We start from the raw sequence: 18,600 nt of genomic DNA on the forward strand, positions 1-18,600 counted from the left end.
GGTCCGTTCATCGAGGGGTGTTACGGCTACTGGCAGCTGAGCTGCGCTGCGAAGTCCTTCTGCAGCTGGGCCGTCTTCGCCTTCCGCTCGGTGTCGTAGGTGTCGACGTTGTCCTTGGTGACGATGAAGGAACCGGAGTCGACGATCACGCCGGGCGTCTTCATCGTGCACTGCTTCGAGCCGAGCAGCGCGAGCAGCCAGCCACCGACGTACGCCTGGCCGACCGGGTTCTGGGTCACCGTCGCGGCCACCCCACCGCTCTTGATCGCGGCCAGGATCTTGGCGTCGTCGTCGATCGCGACCACCTTGATCGGCAGCTTGCTGCTGGCCACCCCGTCGGCCGCGGCGACGGCCGGGTTGTACGCCGTGGTGACGATCCCCTTGATGTCCTTGCCCTTCGACGCGAGCAGGTCGGCGACCGCCTTCTGCGCGGTCTGCAGGTCCTCGTCGATGTCGGTGATCACGGACAGTTCGGTGACCTTGCCGTTCGTCTCGGCGATCGCCTTGCGGACGCCGGCGATCCGCCGCTGGGTGTTGGAGTCGACGTTGTTGCCGGTCAGGTGGACCAGCGCACCCTCGCCGCCCATCGCGTCGATGGCTGCCTTGGCCGCCTTGTACGCCGCTGCCTCGACGTCCGTGGACAGACAGAAGTCGGCCGAGTTGGTGTCCCCGGCCGGGCAGGACGCCAGCGAGCCGACCGCGAACCCCTTGGACTTGAGGTCCTCGAAGGTGGAGTTGATGTCGGTCGGCGACACCCCGAAGATGCCGAACGCGTTGTACCCCTGCGCCGCGAGCGAGTTGATCACGTTGTTCTGCTTGCCCTGGTCCCACTCGCCGGTCTCGTTGAAGGTGGCGCCGGCCAGCTTGAAGTCGGTCTTGTCCTGCTCGGCGGTCGTCTTCCACGGCTGGAAATAGGGGTGCGCGCCGCCCGGGATCAGGGCTAGCTTCACCTTGGAGCCGTCCTTGAGCACCACGGGGCCGCCCGACGTACCGGTCGAGGCGTCGTCTCCACTGGTTCCACCGGCCGTGTCGCCCGAGTTCTTGGTGCTACAGCCCGTTGCGACCAGCGCAACCAGAGCCAGCCCGGCGGCGGTCCTGCGGTACAACGACGATGGGGTGCTCATGGGGCCGACTCCTCATAGATCCTATAGGATATTGCGTAGCTGATGCTGCCGGTTCACACTGGTGCCGTCAAGAGTTGCGTAGGCAACGACTGTGTATACCCGGCGATCCGGCAGAATGAGGGCTTCGGGAGGAGCGACTGTGACAGATGCTCATGCGGGTCTGGCGGGGCAGCTCAGCCGCCTGCCCCAGCGCCAGGTACTGAGTGACGACGTCTACGAGACGGTCAAGGGCCTGATCATGGACAGCGTCGTGGAGCCGGGCACCCGGCTGAACATCGACGCCCTGACCCGGGAGCTGGGCATCTCCCAGACGCCGATCCGCGAGTCGCTGGCCCGGCTGGAGTCCGACGGCCTGGTGATCAAGGAGCCGCTGCGTGGCTACCGGGTCTCCTCCCAGCTGACCCGGGAAGAGTTCGAGGACCTCTTCGAGTACCGGTTGCTGATCGAGCCCTGGGCGGCCGGGCGTGCTGCCGAGCGTGCGGCAACCGAGGACCTGGCCCGGCTCAAGGACGAGATGCTGAGCTACACCGACGTACCGGACCGTCCCGACTACGACAGCTACAAGGCAATGGCCGCGCACGACCAGCGCTTCCACGACCTGGTGCTGGAGCTGTCCGGCAACGAGACGGCCCGGCAGTCCTTCGCGCGCACGCATTGCCACCTGCACCTGTTCCGCCTGTACTACGGCGGCGGGATCGCCACCAAGGCGCTGCGCGAGCACAAGACCATCGTCGCGGCCGTCCGCAAGGGTGAGCCGGACGAGGCGATCGCCGCGATGCGATCCCACATCGAAGCCTCACGGGCGCGACTGCGTCCCGTGTTCGACCAAGAAGCGATCTCTTAAGGGAGAGTCTGTGGAACTGCTGCGCCTCGGCGCGGTCGGTGAGGAGCGCCCGTATGTGCGCGACGCCGACGGCACCGTCTACGACCTGAGCTCCGTCACCGCCGAGATCGACGGCGCCTTCCTTTCCTCGGACGGGATCGCCCGGACCCGCGCCGCGCTGGCGGCCGGCTCGCTGCCTGCGACCTCCGTCGACGGCCTGCGGACCGGCGCCCCGATCGCGAAGCCGGGTGCGGTGGTCTGCATCGGCCTGAACTACGTGGCGCACGCTGCCGAGTCCGGCGTCGCACCGCCGGCCAACCCGGTCGTCTTCTTCAAGCACCCGAACACGGTCGTCGGCCCGTACGACGAGGTGCTGGTTCCGCGCGGCAGCACCAAGACCGACTGGGAGGTCGAGCTCGCCGTCGTGATCGGCAAGACCGCCCGGTACCTCGAGACCGACGAGGAAGCCCTCGCCTGCATCGCCGGGTACACGGTCTCCAACGACGTGTCCGAGCGGGCCCTCCAGCTCGAGGTGTCCGGCGGACAGTGGTCGAAGGGCAAGGCCTGCGAGACCTTCAACCCGCTCGGCCCTTCGCTGGTCCCGGCCGACGAGGTCGACGCCCAGAATCTCGGACTCCGGTCCTGGGTCAACGGCGAGATCCGGCAGGACTCGAACACCCGCGACATGATCTTCTCGGTGGCGGCGGTGATCCGCGACCTGTCGCAGTACATGACCCTGGATCCGGGCGACCTCGTCAACACCGGTACGCCGGAAGGCGTCGCCCTGTCGGGCCGGTTCCCGTATCTCTCGCCCGGGGACACCGTCGAGTGCGAGATCGACGGCCTCGGCCGGCAGAAGCAGCCGCTCGGCAAGGCCTGAATTGTCGACGGCGGGCTCTAGCGTCTGCCACGTGACTACTTATCTCGACGACATCCGGGTCTCCTACGACACCGTCGCGGCCGACTATGCGCGCATCGTCGACAGCGGCTTCCCGGAGGAGCTCCCGATCCTGACCAACTTCGCCTCGCTGGTCGGCGCGGGTGGACAGGTTCTCGATGCCGGCTGCGGACCAGGCCGGGTCACCGCACTGTTGCGGTCCCTCGGCCTGGACGCGTTCGGCATCGACCTGTCCCCCGGCATGATCGAGGTCGCCCGCCGCGATCATCCGGAGCTCCGGTTCGAGGTCGGCTCGATGACCGCGCTGGACCTGCCGGACGGCGAACTCGGCGGCATCGTCTCCTGGTGGTCCGTCATCCACCTGCCGTCGGAGGCGCTGGCCGAGGCGTTCGCGGAGTTCCATCGCGTGCTCGCACCCGGCGGCCGGCTGCTGGTCGGCTTCCACGTCGGGACGGACAGCACGCACAAGACCTCCGGATACGGTGGCCATCCGATGTCGGTCCATGTGCACCGCCGGACGCCGGAGCAGATCTCGGCCGTGGCGGCCGACGCGGGCTTCGTCCTGCAGACCACCATCGGCCTCGACCTGGACGGCGATCGACCCGGCGCTTGCCTGCTGTTCGACAAGGAAGACTCATGACCTCCAAGGTGCGCAACGTCACCTTCGACAGCCGCGATCCCTACCAGCTGGCCGGATTCTGGCTGCAGGTCTTCGGCGTCGAACGCCCGGACGACGATCATCCCGGCGATCCGTACGCCGCGGTCGTCACGGACTCGGTGTCGCTGCTGTTCGAGCAGAACAACGACGTCAAGGCCGCGAAGAACCGGGTCCACCTGGACCTGGAACCGGACACCACCCGCGACGAAGAGGTGGAGCGCCTGCTCGCTCTGGGCGCCACCATCGCCCACGACCACCGTGAGCCCAACGGCCTGGGCTTCGTCGTCATGCTCGACCCCGAAGAGCACGAGTTCTGCGTCCTCCGCAGCGCCGCAGAACGGGCCGCCAGCAGCTGACCGCCTATCCGAAGACGAGTGACCAGGACCCGGTGTGCGCGGACAACCGGACCACCGACAGCGGTCGCACATCGACATGACGAAGAGACTCGGCCGGCGCTTCGAGCACGTAAAGAACAGCAGCCCGTACTACGGCCGGGTGCACCACGGCGACCACGGTCTCCGAAGCGTCCGAAGCGATGTCACCCAGCCAGTCGGCGACCCGGGTGAGCACGTCGTTCGCGCTCTCGCCGCCGGGCGGAGCGGTGTGCGGGTGCTCCAGCCAGCCGGCCACGGCCTGCGGGTCCGCGGTCAGCAACTCCTCCAGGCTGCGCCCGGTCCAGTCGCCGTACTCACGATCACGCAGCGCCTGCTCCACCTGAGCGGTCAGCCCGAACGCCTCGGCGGTCTTCACCGCGGCAGGCTCCGGGCCGGCGAACACCAGATCCCCGTCGAACTTCAGTTCGCGGGCTGTTTCGAGACTGGCCACGTCCGGCTCGGCAGCACCGCCGAGAACGAGTCCCCGCAACGCCGGCGTGAGGGCGTGGGCGACGAGTGTCAGCGCGGTCAAGCGGCAACCACCTTCGAGTCAGCGACTACCGGCGTACGCCGATCGATCGCCGCAGCGTAGCCGATTCCGAGTAACGTCCACAGCACCGTTTGGGTACCAAGTGAGGCAAGGCGGAACTGCCAGAGCAAGGTGGCCGGGAAGGTCTCGGGCACCTCGTTGATCTTCGGCAGGATCAGGTACGCCACCACGACGGTGGCGACGACCGCGAGTCCGCCGCCGGCCAGCCGGATCCACTGCACCTCGCCGAACCGCTGCACCCAGCGGGACGCTGCGACACCGGCCCACACCGCGAGCAGCCCGATCACGAGCGTCAGGAGGTAGGTCACGGTGCGCTTGGTGATCGTGTCCGGATCGCCGACCGCGGGCGGGTTCGGCGGGTACTTGAAGAACGGGACCAGCACGATCCCGACGTACCCGGCCGCGGCCAGGCCGAGGGCGGCGTAGGTGTCACTCTTGGTCCGCAGCTTGCGGCGGAACAGGGTGAAGCCGACAGCGAAGATGCCACCGAGCGCCACGCCGTACAGGGAAGTGGCGAGGAAGAGTCCGGCGCGCTGACCGTCACGGCTGACGAGCGGCTTCTCCTCCGCGGCGTGCTCGTGCTCATGCTCGGCGCCGGCGTCGTGGGAGTGCGCGGCTCCGTTGGCCTCTTCGATCGCGATCGCGGAGTCGATCCGCGGCTCGCCGGTCACGAAGGCGAAGGTTCCGGCCAGCAGACCGGCGAAGAGGCCGACGATCAGGCCGCGCACCAGTAGGGATCCGAAGGTACGCATGGCAGACCTGTCTTTCCGATCGCCCTAGGGGCGAGGTGTGGTGAAAGGAGTGAAGACAGAGCTGCCTAGTGGCAGGGCACGCCGAGCAGGTGCCGGCCGTCGTGCATCAGCTCGTGCATGTACATCCCGGAGCGGGACAGCGCGCCCTGGTCGAAGCCGACCAGGTAGGCGAGCATCAGCGCGAGGCCGACGGTCAGCAGAGCGAGCGTCAGCAGGCGCGGCGAGAGCGCCGGTACGGCGGCGGAAACAGGTGCGGCCATGGGAAAAACCTCCTAGGGAAGTGCGCGTCCCCTTCGAAAGGCTGCTGGTGCCCGAGCGTCCTGACTCACGAGCCGGAGCTCGCTCACAGTGGCGCGGCCGTACCGGACTTTCACCGGTTTCCCTCATGGCACCGCAGGTTGTCTCCCGAACCGTAGCCGCCGCGATCGGCCAGGGCAACGGACAACGGCGTGGCGGGTGATCTTTCCCACCCGGTGAAACCCAGCTGCGTCCTGGGCTGACGCAACTTACAGTGGGCTCATGCCGTCCGCTCATCACCTGATCGCCTTCGCGATCACCGCCCTGGTCATCATCGTCGTGCCCGGGCCCAGCGTGCTGTTCATCGTCGGCCGGGCGCTCGCCGTCGGCCGTCGCGAGGCCGTCCTGACCATGCTCGGCAACACCGCCGGCGCCGCCGTGATGCTGGTCGCCGTCGCCCTCGGTCTCGGCGCGCTGATCGCCGCGAGCGCCGTCGTCCTGACGGTCGTGAAGCTGGCCGGCGCGGCGTACCTGATCTATCTCGGTGTGCACGCCGTCCGCACCCGCAAGTCACTCGCGGCGGCTCTGGCGGGCGAGGTCAAACCGGGTCGCGCGCGGCGCGTGCTGCGGCAGGGCTTCCTGGTCGGCGTCACGAACGCGAAGACGGCGGTGTTCTTCGCGGCGGTGCTGCCGCAGTTCGTCGACAAGAACGCCGGGCCCGCGTCGCTGCAGATCCTCGGCCTCGGGCTGATCTTCATCACCATCGCGCTCTGCTCGGACGGCCTCTGGGCGCTGGTCGCCGGTACCGCCCGGGAGTGGTTCGCCAGCTCCCCGCGCCGCCTCGAACTCGTCGGCGGCACGGGTGGGCTGATGATCATCGGCCTCGGCGCGAGCATCGCGGTCACCGGCTCGAAGGAGTAAGGCTCACACCGCGTACGGCGTACTGGCGACCGCGTGCGGCGTACTAGCGGGCCGTACGACGGGCCGCCAGGACTCCGATGAGGGCGATGACGGCCGGCACCCCGAAGGCGGTGAGGTAGGCCGGGATCGGCCAGTGCGGCTCGATGGCGGCGAAGAGAGAGCCACCGATCGCCAGGACCGTTGCCGTCGACAACGAGTCGCTGAGCGAGAGGGCCGAGCTGTTCGCGCCCTGCTCCGCGAGGCTCGAGTACTCCAGCGTCAGGACCGAGACCGTCGGGAACACGGTGCCCATCCCGAGCCCGGTGAGGCTCCAGCCGAGCACACCGACCAGGACCGGCACGTTCTGGTTCAGCGTAAGCGTTGCGGTCACGATGCCGAGCACGATCAGGATCATCCCGGCCTGCAGGAAGACCGCATGCGAGAAGGGCTGCTTCGGGCGTCCGCGGTACCAGGAGGCGGCGGTCCAGCTCAGTGCGCTCACGGTGAGGACCAGTCCGGCGAAGGCCGGCGAAAGTCCGCGCTGGCGGGTGAGCATCAGCGGCAGGAACACCTCGGCACCGAATCCGGACGCGGCGACCAGCCCTCGCAGCGCGATCACCGAGGGGAGTCCGGGGCGCAGCTTGAACGTTCCGCTCGGCAGCAGCTTCGGTGCGAAGACGGCGACTGTTGCCAGGCCGATTGCTACGAGCGCGATCTGCAGAGCTCCGTGCTGCTGCCCGCCGTAGCTGAGTACCCCGACACCGACGGCCGCGGCGACCGCCCAGAGTGCTTGCTTGCCCCAGATCCGCTGGTCGCTCTGCTGAGTCTCTTTCCCGGCCTGCGAGAGGCCCGGGCGCATCACCAGCGCGGCCGGGATCGCCATCGCGGGTACGGCGAGGAAGACGATCCGCCAGCTCGTGTGCTCGACGATGAGTCCCGCGATCACCGGGCCGACCAGGGACGGCACCACCCAGCCGGTGGCGAAGGCGGCGAAGATCTTCGGCCGGAGCGCAGCCGGGTAGAGGTGACCGACCACGACGTACATGGCAACTGTCAGCAGGCCGGCCCCGAAGCCCTGGATGAAACGTCCGATGACCAGGATTTCCATCGAGGGTGCGAGCCCGGCGATCAGCAGGCCGGCCAGGAACCAGGCGGTCCCGTGCCACAGCGGGCGAGCCGGGCCTTTCAGGTCGCTCCACGTGCCGGACACGACCATGCCCACCACGCCGGAGGCCAGCGGACCACCGAAGGCCAGCGCGTAGAGCGGCAGTCCGTTCAGCGCCAGCGCGACGGTCGGCATGGCAGTCGCGACCGCGAGTGCCTCGAACGCGATCAAGGTGGTCAGCGCGACCATCCCGATCGTCAAGGCCCGGTACGGCGGCGCAAGAACACCGGGCGCCTTGCCGGTGGACTGTTCGGTGGGGATCTCAGCGATTGCGGTCATGCCGAGAAGCGTTGTTGTTGAAGTGCACTTGAAGTCAAGCAGTCGGCTTCAAGTGCACTTGAAGGTTTAGAGGACGGCGGCGAGGACCAAGGCGATGATCGGCGGACCGGCCTGCAGGACGGCAGAGCGGACCATCTTCCGGTTGGTCGCGACCAGCACAAGCCCGGCGCCCGCCATACAGGCACAGGCGAACAGCGCGATCGCGTGTCCCTTGTCGCCGCCCGCGATCAGACCGCCGATGGCACCGATCGCCAGGAACAGGTTGTAGAAGCCCTGGTTGAGCGCCCAGGGAGCCGCGACCGCGGCCTCGGTCTCGTTCGGGACCAGGAAGCGCCGGTAGACACTCGGCCTGGTGAACAGCAGGCTCTCCATCACGAAGACAGCCAAATGGAAGGCGCCGGCGAGGCCGACGAAGATCTGCGCGACGGTATTCACGAGCGAACCGTACCGCCCCAGGCCGCCGCGAACGCGGAAGCTGGGTTGGTGACGAACACCTGGGTGGCGAGGTCCTCGCCGAACCGGCGGATCAGCCGCGGCCTGATGCCGGTCAGCAGATAGGGCATCCCCGGCCCTTCACCGGTGGCCGCCCGCGCTCGCGCCGTGGTCGTGTCGCCGCCGAGCAGCAACTGCCCGGCGTACCCGCCATCGACCAGCGCCGCCAGGCACTCGAACAGGTGCGGATCCGTCGCGTTGTTCGCCCGCGACGGCCCGTCGAACGCCAGAAGGCCCCACGCGCAGCCAATTCGAGATGCAGCTCATGATCGGGAAAGCGATTCAGATGCCCGAGAATCACACTCGCCGGCGGCACGCCCTGCTCAGTCAGAAGATCCAGTACTGCGTCCGGCCCGCTACCCAACTCGTGATGGACCCCGATCGGCGCCCCGGTCTGCAGATGCGCCTCCGCCGCAGCTCTCAACACGTACGTCGCATGTTCGTCGAGCACGTGGAATCCCCCGGCGACCTTGATCATCCCGGCCTTGACCCCGGTCGCGCCGATCCCGCTGGTCAGCTCGTCGACGAACAACTCCGCCAATCTCGGCCGAACCCGCTCCACCACCTCGACGGCGTAATGCTCAGCCCGATGAAACCCCGTCGCCGCGACAACATGTACGCCGGCCTCTTCGCTCACCTTCGCCAGCCACTCAGCCCCACGCCCCAACCCGTACGGCGTCCACTGCACAATCGTCCGGCCACCCGCTTGCTTGAAGTCCTTGGCCTCCTGCACAGCAGCGTCAGGATCATCCAGCTCCTGCCCTGCCAGCAGCGCACTCCTGAAGAACAAATGATCGTGCGAATCGGTGACCCCGAGCTCGCCCGCCGCCACGTCACCCAGAACAGTTCGCACCTTCACGAACCCATTGTCCTGCCGACGGAGGCCAGGAGATCCTTAGCCCTCATTTTTCCTTGCTGGATTGGGATTTCGACTTGTCCACAGGTCTCCCGACGATTGGTTAGCGGGTCGGATTCTGGTCTATAATCGACAGTATGTTCGAGAGCTTGGTGGAGATGACGGACGCGTTGACCTCGGTGGTCACCGCGCCGGTCGCCACGCTGTCCACCGATGACCTTTTGAGCGAGTTGTCGAAGATCCAGCAACTGGAATCGGTGCTGGCCGCCCGCAAGGCCGAGCTGATGGTCGGGGTGCACTGCACGTTGTCGGGCCCGTCGGCCGACCTCGGCCACTCCGAGCCCCGCCCCGGTGACCGGCTCGCCGGGCCGGCCGAGCGGCGCTGGTCAGGCGACGTGCTGCGATCGGTGTCGGAAGAGATCGCCCTGGTCATGGGCGCCCACCGCCGGACCGCGGCCCGTTGGCTGAACCTGGCCGCGCTCCTGGTCGACCGGTTACCCGCCACCCTCGACCTGCTGCGCCGCGGCGGTCTGCCTGTCAGCGCCGCGCACAACATCGCCCGCGCCCTGGCCATCATCACCGACGACCGGCTCCGCGCCGCGGTCGAACAGATCGTCTTGGCCTGGGGCCGCCGCTACGGCTGGTCCAAGATCAAGAAGATCGCCCACCGCGAGGCCCGCAAGGTCGTGGCCGAATACGAATCCCTGCTGCACGCCCAGCGGCAATACGAGCGCACCACCTACACCAAGTCCCACGACGGCGGCATGGCCGACCTGGTCGTGTCCACCTCGGCAATTGACATCACCGCCATCATGACCGCCCTCACCCAGCGCTGCCGCGAACTCCAGCAAGCAGGCGACCCCCGCACCCTCGACCAACTCCGCACCGACCTAGCAGTCCACCGCCTCCTAGGCCAAGACCAAACCACCCCCACCACCACACCCGCTGCCACACCGGCACCCACCCCCACGACAGCACCCACACCCGCAGCGGCGCCAACTCCCGATCAGACCCACGCACCCGCACCCACAGAAACACCCGCCGCACCCAACCAGCGGTCCGCGTCCGCGCCCCCAGAGACACCCGGCGCACCCAACCGGCACTCGGCATCTGCACCCGCAGAGGCACCCACTGCGCCCAACCGGCGCTCGGCGTCCGCACCCGCAGGCGCACCGGCCGCACCCGAGCGGCGCTCCGGCTCCGCGCCTGTGCCTGAAGCCGCTCTTACTCCCGCCTGTGCCACACCCGCCGCACCTGCCGACGCCAGCGGCACCACTAGTGCTCCGGGCATCAGCGCCACCGCTGCCACCACCGCGAGCGGCGCCACCGCTAGCGGCTCCACCGCTGCCACCAGTGACGCGGGGATCGGAGCCGTCGTGTTCGCGGCCGGTGATGGTGATCCAGGTGTGAGCGGTCCGGGAGAGGAACTGCTGGTACCGGAATCGGGATTCAACCCAGCCGTGGCAGTGCAGGTGGTGATCCACTGCACCTACGCCGAAGCCGAAGCGCTCGCGACGGGAACGATCAGCACCGGCGGAGAACTCGACGGCTACGGCGGACTCCCACAAGACGCGCTCGCGATGGCATTCACCCGCGCCAAGTTCCGATACCGCCTGACCGATCGCTCACCCAAGTCCGACCCCGCCCGGTACACCCCGAGCCCCGGACTGGACCAGCACGTCCGCGACCGCGACCGCACCTGCCGATTCCCCGGCTGCAACGCACCAGTGCACTACTGCGACCTCGACCACCGCACCCCCTTCCCCCAAGGCCCCACCGACGAAGACAACCTCGCAGCGTTCTGCCGGCACCACCACCGGCTCAAGCACCACGGCAACTGGCAGCTCTACACCACCGACACCGGAACCCTCGTCTTCATCAGCCCCACCGGCCGCGCCTACCTCGACCCACCCACCCTCCCCGACCAACCAGCACCACCCGGCCAAACAGCACCACCCGGCCAATCAGCGATACCCGACGCCGCCTGACCGGCAATGCCCGGCGTCGCCTGACCGGCCGGCCTCCTCTACTCCGCCGCCTGAAGGTGCTGGATGTCGTTGAGGGCAACAACTTGATGACTGAAGTGGGTGTCGTTGCGGCGCAGGGTGGTGATGCTTCCGGACTTCAGCGGAAAGAACCCGCGATCGGTCGCCAGCATCGGCATCCCGATCCAGGCGGAGATCAGATAACTCGACGCGGATCCGTGCGACACCACGATCTGCGTCTCGACCGGCCGACTCACGATGTCGTCGAGCGCTGAGTACAGCCGCTCGACCAACGCCAGTCGCGTTTCGGCACCAGCCGGCCCATCGTGATGACCAAGTCGATCGCCGTACTCCGGAAGGGGAATCCGGCGCTCGTCAAGCCACGCCTGAGGCTTCCCGTCCGCCTCGCCGTTGGACCTCTCCCGAAGCCGCGCATCACTCCGAACCTCGACCGAGAACCGCCGCGCAATCCGCTCTGCTGCTTCGCTGGCTCGCCGTAGATCGGACGAGTAGACCTCGACCGGCTGCTGCCCGATCCTGCTCGCCAGCACGTCGGCGATGCTCTCGGCCTGCAGCCGCCCACGGGTTGTCAGCTCGGAGTCGTACCACCCTCCGACAAGCCCGTCCACGTGATGCTGCGCCTCCGGATGCGTAACGAGATAGATGTATCTCATAACCCTCCTTGATCAGGCCCCAGCAGAAAGGGCCCAGTCCGGAGACTGGGCCCTTCTTACTAGCCGGGTGTTAGCGGCTGCGGCCGGCTCGGGTGCCGGCGGAGAAGGCTGCAGCACCTGCGGGGCGGGAGCTGGAGCCTGGGGTGGTGGTGCTGTAGGTCTTCGGCGCTTCTGAGCCGCCGCGGCCCTTGGAGCGACCGACGCCGGCGCTTGCGCCCCGTGTGGACTGGCCACCGGCTGCAGCAGAACCGCCACGACCGCCAGCGCCGCCGCGGCCACCAGCTGCACCGCGACCGCTGGACGCACCGCGACCGGCTGAGGCCGTGCGACCGGTTGCGGCGCCGCCGCCTCGGCCTCGGCCGTTGCCGGAGCTACCGGTACGGCGTACGTCGTCCTCGATGACCTTGACGGTCGGGGTGACGAAGGTGCGCTCGCCGGGAGCAAGCTTCGCGAGGAGCGGGTCGCCGACGCGGAGCTTGGTGACTGTTGCCGCGATGCCCGCCTTGCGAGTCAGGTCGCGAACGTCGCGGACCTGGTCGTCCGTCATCAGCGTGACGACGGTGCCCTCGGCGCCTGCGCGCGCAGTACGGCCGGAACGGTGCAGGTAGGCCTTGTGCTCGATCGGCGGATCCGCGTGGATCACCAGCGTGACGTCGTCGACGTGGATACCCCGCGCCGCGATGTCGGTCGCCACCAGCGTCTTGGCGGAACCGTCGGAGAAGGCCTCCAGGTTCCGCGTCCGGGCACCCTGGGACAGGTTGCCGTGCAGCTCGACGGCCGGGACACCCTGCGCGATGAGCTTCTTGGTGAGCGACTTCGCGCCGTACTTCGTCCTGGTGAAGACGAGCGTGCGGCCGGGTGCCGCGGTCAGGTCGACGAGCACCGGCAACCGGGTGTCGGCCTGCACGTGCAGCACGTGGTGGGTCATCTTGGCGACCGGCGACTGCGCCGAGTCGACGGAGTGCGTCACCGGTGACTTCATGAATCGCTTGACCAGGACGTCGACGCCGGCGTCCAGCGTTGCCGAGAACAACAGTCGCTGGGCGTTGGCCGGAGTCGCTTCGAGAATGCGCCGTACGGCGGGCAGGAAGCCGAGGTCGGCCATGTGGTCGGCCTCGTCCAGCACGGTGATCTCGACCTGGTCGAGTTTGGCGTGACCGGTCTTGACGTGGTCCTCGAGCCGGCCCGGGCAGGCGATCACGACGTCGACGCCGCGACGCAGCGCGGTGATCTGCGGACCGGCGCCGACGCCACCGAAGATGGTCATCGTGCGCAGGTCGAGCGCGTCGGTCAGCGGCGTGATCGAGGCCTGGATCTGGGTCGCGAGCTCGCGGGTCGGCGCCAGGATCAGCGCGCGCGGCTGGTTCGGCCGGCGCTTGCTGGTGCTGGTGGTGAGGCGGGCGAGCACCGGCAGGACGAACGCGTAGGTCTTGCCGGAGCCGGTCCGGCCGCGACCGAGCACGTCCTTGCCGGCCAGCGAGTCCGGCAGCGTCGCCGCCTGGATCGGGAACGGCTTGAGGATGCCGGCCGCGGCCAGCGCCTTGACCAGCCCGGCCGGTACGCCGAGGTCGTCGAAGGTCAGGTTCTCGTCGATCACGGTCGCGGGAGCCTCGGTGAAGGTCTCCTCACGGACGGTGCTCTGCTGAGTGCGCTCCGGATTGTTGCCGGTGGCACCTGTACGGCGCCGGCGCCGCGGCCGCGCAGGGGCCTCACCCTGGGCGCGCCGAACGGTGGTCGAAGGAACAGTGGAATTGGGCGTGGTGCTACTGGGGCGGCGTGCCGCCATGAAGTACTCCAAAAGATCGGGGGTCGTCCTGCCCGGCGCGGCCAGGTGGGCCGCGGCGCGTGGTGGTCGACTGCTAGCGCAGCGTATGCACTGAACCGGCGCGAGGCAGAACTGGGCGCGCCGTCACGGTTAGTGTACGGCACTGCCGGACCATTGGCAGAGAGTTACCACTCTGGGTACGGTCGGCCGGTGCCCAACGACGCAGATTTCCGGACCGACCCGCCCACGACAGCCGGCGAACGCGAACTCCTGCAGGGGTTCCTCGACTACCACCGCGGCACCCTGCTGTGGAAGACCGCCGGGCTGACCGGCGAGCAACTGGTGCAGCCCAACGTGGACCCGTCCAAGATGAGCCTGCTCGGGCTGGTCCGGCATCTGGCCGAGGTGGAGCGCTACTGGTTCCAGATCTGCCTCGACGAGCGGCCGATCATGCCACTCCTGTGGACGGACGAGTCTCCCGACGGCGACTTCGACCTGGTCGATCCTGCCGCCGCGGAGCAGGACCTCGCCCAGTACCGCGACGTCATCAAGATCTCGGACGAGATCTGCGCCAAGTTCGACCTCGACCACGTGTATCACCGCCCGCACCCGCGGCAGTCCGAGCAGTACTCCGTGCGCTGGCTCTACCTTCACATGCTCGAGGAGTACGCCCGGCACAACGGCCACGCCGACTTCCTCCGCGAACGCCTCGACGGCCAGACCGGCGAATAGCTACGCCTTGATCGAGCGGACCAGGCCGACGATGTCGTTGGTCACACCGCGGACGCCTGGGATCCGGGTCAGCCGGAGCAGCTTGTCGACCAGTGGGACCGAGCGATCGATCAGCGCCTTGGTCCGGCGCAGACCGTCGCTGTCGTCGTGCACCCAGAACAGCACGATCCCCATCTGCATCAACCAAAGCAGCTCCGGCAGCTCCGCCTTCAAGTCGGGCGCGAGCTTCAGGTCCGATCCGTCCACCACCTGCCGGAACACCTCGACACTGGCGTCACGAGCCGGCCGTGACTGCTCGCTGAACGGTGACAGCGGACTCTTCGGCTCGGCCGCGTTCTTGAAGAAGGTGCCGGCGAACTCGTGGTACGGCGCGGACACCTCCAGCCAGCTGTGCAGCACCCCGCCGAGCCTCTTGGTGAAGGACTTCTCGCTTTCCAGGATGTCCACGACGGCTTCGCGGTGCTGGGCTTGCAGGTGGTCGTAGTACGCCTGCATGAGGTGCTCTTTGGAGCTGTAGTAGTAGTACGCGTTGCCGACCGAGACACCTGCCTCTGCGGCGATCACACGCATCGTGGTCTTGCCGTACCCCTGCTCGCGGAACAGCCGCAGCGCGGTCGACAGGATCAGCTCACGGGTCTGCTCACCCTTGGCGGTCGCACTGTCCGTCACATCCGTCAGCGTAGCCACCCCCTTCTGCACCACTGCGCAGCATGCTCCGCAACCCCGCTGCCGCTTGCACCATCGCCTTGGCCACCGGCCGCATCGAAGGACGAGCAAGCCGTACTGCGGTGTGCCGGTGATCCGCCGTCGCCCAGAGACACACGATCCACGCCCGGTCGCCGACGTACACCGAACCGTCGTCGGCGACCACTGTCACCTCGCGCAGCGTTGCCTCGTGATCCAGGGCCGGGTAGAGCCTTCGTGCGTCCGCCGACCCCGCCGCGACGAACTCGAACCGAAGCACCCCACCACTGCCGTTCCTGGCCGGCCGCTGGGTCGCCAGCCACTCCTTGAATCGCCGGCAGAGGCCGCACTGCGCGTCGTACAGAACTACCAGGGACTGCATGGCTCAGTAGCCACCGTGCATCGGGTACTGCGGTCCGGCGAAGGGTGCGGGCACCGGCTGGAGCTGGGCGCCTTGCTGGATGACATCGTTCGGCGGCACGGGTGGCGTCGTCAGCTCCTGCTGCCGGCTGCGACGACGGATCGCGTTGAAGACCCAGACGTTCAGCAGGTGCAGTACGCCGAGCACGACGAGGACTGTGCCGAGCTTCACGCTCAGCTGCTCGATCGCACCCCGGGCGTCGTCGACGGTGCCGCGAGTCCGCAGGAACAGCGTCACGAACCCGAGATTGACCAGGTAGAACCCGACCACCAGCAGCTTGTTCACCGCGTCGGCGAAGTCGTCGTTCCCGTCGAACACGTCGACCAGGAAGATCCGGCCGTTGTGGCTCAGCGTCCGGGCCACCCAGATCGTGAGTGGCACCGCGATCACCAGGTAGAGCAGGTAGGACAGCACGGTCATCGCACTCATCGCTCCATTCTTGAACACGTTCAATTCTTCGGCTGCACTGAGCATAGGCCGACGTTTTGAACATGTTCAAGAAGGCGGCACGGTGACCCCCGTCACCTAACGGATCCGCTGACCTCGCAGCACGACGGCAGCCGGGGTGGCGAGCGCCTCCGGGTTGTCCCGGGGATCGGCGTCGTCCGTGACGAGGTCCTCGCTGCCGGTCAGGCCGAGGAACTCACTGGCCGACGTGGTCGCGGCTTCGAGCGCCTGAGTCACGGTCAGCCCGTGCTTGACGAGTTGGTCGACCTCCCCCGCGACGGTGCCGAAGACGTCTGACCCAGTCAGCACATGTACGCCGTACTGGCGGGCCAACGGCAGCATCGCGGTCATGTGCTCGACCCGCCGCCGACGCCGCTCGGCCTGCTCCGGAGTCGCCTTCGGGTCGGGCGGGCCGTAAGCGGTGAGCGTCGGCGTCCAGCCGCCACCCCGAGCACCCAGTACTTCGAGGTCCTCGGCGGTGATCACCTCGCCGTGCTCGACCGAGTCGATGCCGACCCGGATCAACTCGCTGACCAGCGCGGTCTGGGTATGCGCCGCGACCCGGGCACCCCGGGCGTGCACCGCCGCGATCATCTCCTCGACCGCGCCGATCTCGTAGTTGGGCGTCATCGCCCTGCCCCGGATCGGCCCGTCAGGTCCCACCGGCGGGAAGTCGGCGACCAGCTTGATCCAGGTCGCTCCCGCATCCAGTTCGGCCTCGACCGCGGCCACCAGCTGCCCGGCCGGCACCGGCTCGTACAGACCTGGGAAATACGACCCCTCCGGCGCGACGAAGCGCCCGGCAGCCAGGATCAACGGCTTCCCGTCCTCCGGGTTGGCGGCGAGCTTCAACGTGATCGACCGATCCCCACCGACATCCCGTACGGCGCGGACGCCGGCCTGCCCGAGTTCGTCGAGCATCGTCCGGGCGGCGTCCTCACCGAGCGGAACCAGCGTCTTCTCGCCCATCCCGACGGTCAGGTGGCAATGCGAATCCACCAGCCCCGGCAGGGCGAACCGGCCCGGCAACACCTCCGGATCACCGCCGCCTATCTCGAAGTGAACCTGCTCCCCATCCGGCAACCCGATTCCGTCGAACATCCAGCGCGTCATACCGGCCATCGTGCCTCGCAGTGGGTTCAGCGCCTCGACCTTGTTGCTGGAGCTTCAGGGCCTGACAAATGTCGGCTGCCCGCAGTACAGTCGTTGCCAGGCACTCAGGGTGCCACCGGTCCGCGGGAAGGGCTCAGCCCACCTGACAGCAAGGTTGTGCGGTAGGACCCACCTCCTTTCTCGCCTGACGACGCGGACAGCAGGCACGTAGAGAGGAGGTCGCTATGCCGACCCGAAATCTTCCGAACGACCCGAGCCTCGAGCACCTGAAGAAGCAGGCCAAGGCCCTGCTCAAGAAGGTCCAGGCAGCCGATCCCGAGGCACTCTCGCTGGTCGCCGAGTTCCATCCGTCCGGTGTGGACGGTCTGGCCGGGGCGCAGTTGGTGGTTGCCCGCAGCTACGGTTTCGCCAGCTGGGCAAGGCTTGTCCATCACCTCGAACTGGTCGATCGCTACAGCCGTTCGCCGCACCGTCAATCGGTCGGCGGTCCGCTGGACACCCCCGAGCAACGCGCCGACGAGTTCCTCCGGCTCGCCACCCTGCACTACGGCGGCGACGATCCGGCTCGGCAACGATCCGCGCAGCAACTGCTGACAGAGTTCCCCGAAGTTGCCCTAAGCAACATCTGTACGATGGCCGTCGCTGCGCCACCGGCCGCTGTCGCCGAAGCGCTGGCCGCCGATCCGGGAGCGGCGAGCCGCGAGGGCGGCCCGTATCGCTGGGAGCCGTTGGTCTACCTCACCTACTCGCGCTTGCCCGCAGACGATCGCGTGGCCGTCGCGAAACTCCTGCTGGACAAGGGCGCGGACCCCAACGCCGGATATCTCTGGCAAGGCATGCCATCACCGTTCACCGCGCTCACCGGCGCCTTCGGCCGCGGCGAGAACGATCAGCCACCGCACCAGAACCGGCTGGAACTCGCCCGGCTGCTCCTCACCGCAGGAGCCGATGCCAACGACAGCCAGACCATGTACAACTGCGGTCCCGGCTGTCCCCCGCCGTACGACGATGCGCATCTCGAACTCCTGCTGGAGTTCGGGCTCGGCAAGGGCGACGGCGGTCCCTGGCACGAGCGGATGACCACCGCGCATCCGACACCGCGGCAACTGCTCGAGGACGAGCTGGTCTTCGCCTCGCACGAAGGGCTGTTGCACCGGGTCGAACTGGTGCTTGCCCAGGGCATCGACCCCGACGGGCGTGGTACCGAGCACCCGACCTTCGCCGGTCATCGGGCCTACGAACTGGCCGCGATCCAGGGCCACACCGAGATCGCGGAACTCCTGCTGGCTCATGGAGCCCAGGGCCTTGACGATGTCGGTGAGCTCTACGCCGCCGTACTGCGAGGCGAAGCCGTCCACCCGGATCCGGAGCTCGCCGCCCGAGCCGTCGAACGCAACCGCCTGCTGCCGATCCGGGTCGCCGAGATCGGCGCGACCCACGCGCTGGAACCACTGCAGCAACTGGGCTTCGACCTGAACGTCGGGCGAATGAGAACGCCGCTGCACATGGCCGCGGTGAACGGACATCTCGACACCGTGCGGAAGCTGATCGAGCTCGGCGCGGACCCGACGGTCGAGGATCCCGGCTATCACGCCACGCCACGCGGCTGGGCCGTCCACGCCGGCCACCAGGACGTCGTGGACTACCTGGACACGGTGTAGCGGATCTCCA

The 18,600-nt window shown here is 68.1% G+C and carries 22 protein-coding genes and 1 riboswitch; of the genes, 8 read left to right on the forward strand and 14 right to left on the reverse strand.

Features of this window, described 5'->3' with window-relative positions; genetic code table 11:
• Positions 1 to 26 precede the first annotated feature (26 nt).
• The gene (locus tag ABZ004_RS06560) at positions 27 to 1,124 is read right to left on the reverse strand and encodes a sugar ABC transporter substrate-binding protein (protein WP_355678755.1); all 1,098 of its coding nucleotides are present in this window, start codon (positions 1,122 to 1,124) and stop codon (positions 27 to 29) included.
• Between the two features lie 139 nt (positions 1,125 to 1,263).
• Between ABZ004_RS06560 and ABZ004_RS06565 the strand changes: the two genes are divergently transcribed.
• From ABZ004_RS06565 to ABZ004_RS06580, 4 genes are read left to right on the forward strand one after another with little or no spacing between them, the layout of a single operon-like run.
• Positions 1,264 to 1,968 (forward strand): GntR family transcriptional regulator, encoded by a 705-nt coding sequence (locus ABZ004_RS06565; protein ID WP_355678756.1) that lies wholly within the window; start codon positions 1,264 to 1,266, stop codon positions 1,966 to 1,968.
• 10 nt (positions 1,969 to 1,978) lie between these two features.
• Positions 1,979 to 2,827, forward strand: coding sequence for a fumarylacetoacetate hydrolase family protein (locus tag ABZ004_RS06570; RefSeq protein ID WP_355678757.1), 849 nt, complete (start codon positions 1,979 to 1,981; stop codon positions 2,825 to 2,827).
• Positions 2,828 to 2,858: 31 nt separating this feature from the next.
• Positions 2,859 to 3,485 (forward strand): methyltransferase domain-containing protein, encoded by a 627-nt coding sequence (locus ABZ004_RS06575; protein ID WP_355678758.1) that lies wholly within the window; start codon positions 2,859 to 2,861, stop codon positions 3,483 to 3,485.
• Positions 3,482 to 3,859, forward strand: coding sequence for a VOC family protein (locus tag ABZ004_RS06580; protein ID WP_355678759.1), 378 nt, complete (start codon positions 3,482 to 3,484; stop codon positions 3,857 to 3,859). Before ABZ004_RS06575 ends, ABZ004_RS06580 begins: the two co-directional genes overlap by 4 nt.
• A 4-nt stretch (positions 3,860 to 3,863) precedes the next feature.
• Here ABZ004_RS06580 and ABZ004_RS06585 read toward each other — a convergent pair whose 3' ends face one another.
• From ABZ004_RS06585 to ABZ004_RS06595, 3 genes are all read right to left on the reverse strand, one after another.
• A complete protein-coding gene (locus tag ABZ004_RS06585) occupies positions 3,864 to 4,409 on the reverse strand; it encodes a histidine phosphatase family protein (RefSeq protein ID WP_355678760.1) in 546 nt (181 codons plus the stop codon).
• Positions 4,406 to 5,179, reverse strand: a complete 774-nt coding sequence (locus ABZ004_RS06590; RefSeq protein ID WP_355678761.1) for a CbtA family protein — start codon at positions 5,177 to 5,179, stop codon at positions 4,406 to 4,408. Before ABZ004_RS06590 ends, ABZ004_RS06585 begins: the two co-directional genes overlap by 4 nt.
• A 65-nt stretch (positions 5,180 to 5,244) precedes the next feature.
• Entirely contained in the window at positions 5,245 to 5,439 is a 195-nt protein-coding gene (locus ABZ004_RS06595) for a CbtB domain-containing protein (protein WP_355678762.1), read from the reverse strand.
• Between the two features lie 55 nt (positions 5,440 to 5,494).
• Positions 5,495 to 5,561, reverse strand: a riboswitch (cobalamin riboswitch).
• A 137-nt stretch (positions 5,562 to 5,698) separates the two neighbouring features.
• Between ABZ004_RS06595 and ABZ004_RS06600 the strand changes: the two genes are divergently transcribed.
• Positions 5,699 to 6,337 (forward strand): LysE family translocator, encoded by a 639-nt coding sequence (locus tag ABZ004_RS06600; RefSeq protein ID WP_355678763.1) that lies wholly within the window; start codon positions 5,699 to 5,701, stop codon positions 6,335 to 6,337.
• 43 nt (positions 6,338 to 6,380) lie between these two features.
• On the opposite strand, the gene ABZ004_RS06605 is transcribed toward ABZ004_RS06600, so the two are convergent.
• From ABZ004_RS06605 to ABZ004_RS06620, 4 genes are all read right to left on the reverse strand, one after another.
• Entirely contained in the window at positions 6,381 to 7,760 is a 1,380-nt protein-coding gene (locus tag ABZ004_RS06605; RefSeq protein ID WP_355678764.1) for an MFS transporter, read from the reverse strand.
• Between the two features lie 66 nt (positions 7,761 to 7,826).
• Positions 7,827 to 8,195: a DUF1304 domain-containing protein gene (locus ABZ004_RS06610; RefSeq protein WP_355678765.1), complete on the reverse strand. Its 369-nt coding sequence runs from the start codon at positions 8,193 to 8,195 to the stop codon at positions 7,827 to 7,829.
• Positions 8,192 to 8,323, reverse strand: a complete 132-nt coding sequence (locus ABZ004_RS06615; RefSeq protein WP_355678766.1) for a hypothetical protein — start codon at positions 8,321 to 8,323, stop codon at positions 8,192 to 8,194. Before ABZ004_RS06615 ends, ABZ004_RS06610 begins: the two co-directional genes overlap by 4 nt.
• A complete protein-coding gene (locus tag ABZ004_RS06620) occupies positions 8,308 to 9,111 on the reverse strand; it encodes a hypothetical protein (protein ID WP_355678767.1) in 804 nt (267 codons plus the stop codon). The genes ABZ004_RS06615 and ABZ004_RS06620 overlap by 16 nt, the downstream gene beginning before the upstream one ends.
• Positions 9,112 to 9,245: 134 nt before the next feature.
• Between ABZ004_RS06620 and ABZ004_RS06625 the strand changes: the two genes are divergently transcribed.
• Positions 9,246 to 11,096, forward strand: coding sequence for a DUF222 domain-containing protein (locus ABZ004_RS06625; protein WP_355678768.1), 1,851 nt, complete (start codon positions 9,246 to 9,248; stop codon positions 11,094 to 11,096).
• Between the two features lie 38 nt (positions 11,097 to 11,134).
• On the opposite strand, the gene ABZ004_RS06630 is transcribed toward ABZ004_RS06625, so the two are convergent.
• Positions 11,135 to 11,767: a histidine phosphatase family protein gene (locus tag ABZ004_RS06630; protein WP_355678769.1), complete on the reverse strand. Its 633-nt coding sequence runs from the start codon at positions 11,765 to 11,767 to the stop codon at positions 11,135 to 11,137.
• Between the two features lie 70 nt (positions 11,768 to 11,837).
• Positions 11,838 to 13,553, reverse strand: coding sequence for a DEAD/DEAH box helicase (locus tag ABZ004_RS06635; RefSeq protein WP_355678770.1), 1,716 nt, complete (start codon positions 13,551 to 13,553; stop codon positions 11,838 to 11,840).
• 189 nt (positions 13,554 to 13,742) lie between these two features.
• On the opposite strand from ABZ004_RS06635, the gene ABZ004_RS06640 reads away from it, so the two are divergent.
• A complete protein-coding gene (locus tag ABZ004_RS06640) occupies positions 13,743 to 14,264 on the forward strand; it encodes a DinB family protein (protein WP_355678771.1) in 522 nt (173 codons plus the stop codon).
• Here ABZ004_RS06640 and ABZ004_RS06645 read toward each other — a convergent pair whose 3' ends face one another.
• From ABZ004_RS06645 to ABZ004_RS06660, 4 genes are all read right to left on the reverse strand, one after another.
• Positions 14,265 to 14,933 (reverse strand): TetR family transcriptional regulator, encoded by a 669-nt coding sequence (locus ABZ004_RS06645; protein WP_355678772.1) that lies wholly within the window; start codon positions 14,931 to 14,933, stop codon positions 14,265 to 14,267.
• Positions 14,905 to 15,330, reverse strand: coding sequence for a DCC1-like thiol-disulfide oxidoreductase family protein (locus ABZ004_RS06650; protein WP_355678773.1), 426 nt, complete (start codon positions 15,328 to 15,330; stop codon positions 14,905 to 14,907). Before ABZ004_RS06650 ends, ABZ004_RS06645 begins: the two co-directional genes overlap by 29 nt.
• A 3-nt stretch (positions 15,331 to 15,333) precedes the next feature.
• Positions 15,334 to 15,798: a hypothetical protein gene (locus tag ABZ004_RS06655; RefSeq protein ID WP_355678774.1), complete on the reverse strand. Its 465-nt coding sequence runs from the start codon at positions 15,796 to 15,798 to the stop codon at positions 15,334 to 15,336.
• A gap of 96 nt (positions 15,799 to 15,894) precedes the next feature.
• On the reverse strand, positions 15,895 to 16,929 hold the full coding sequence (locus tag ABZ004_RS06660) for an amidohydrolase family protein (protein WP_355678775.1): 1,035 nt from the start codon (positions 16,927 to 16,929) through the stop codon (positions 15,895 to 15,897).
• A 224-nt stretch (positions 16,930 to 17,153) separates the two neighbouring features.
• Here ABZ004_RS06660 and ABZ004_RS06665 point away from each other — a divergent pair, with 224 nt between their 5' ends.
• Entirely contained in the window at positions 17,154 to 18,590 is a 1,437-nt protein-coding gene (locus tag ABZ004_RS06665) for an ankyrin repeat domain-containing protein (protein ID WP_355678776.1), read from the forward strand.
• Positions 18,591 to 18,600 lie beyond the last annotated feature (10 nt).

This window comes from Kribbella sp. NPDC006257 (assembly GCF_040613535.1).
Classification (GTDB): domain Bacteria; phylum Actinomycetota; class Actinomycetes; order Propionibacteriales; family Kribbellaceae; genus Kribbella.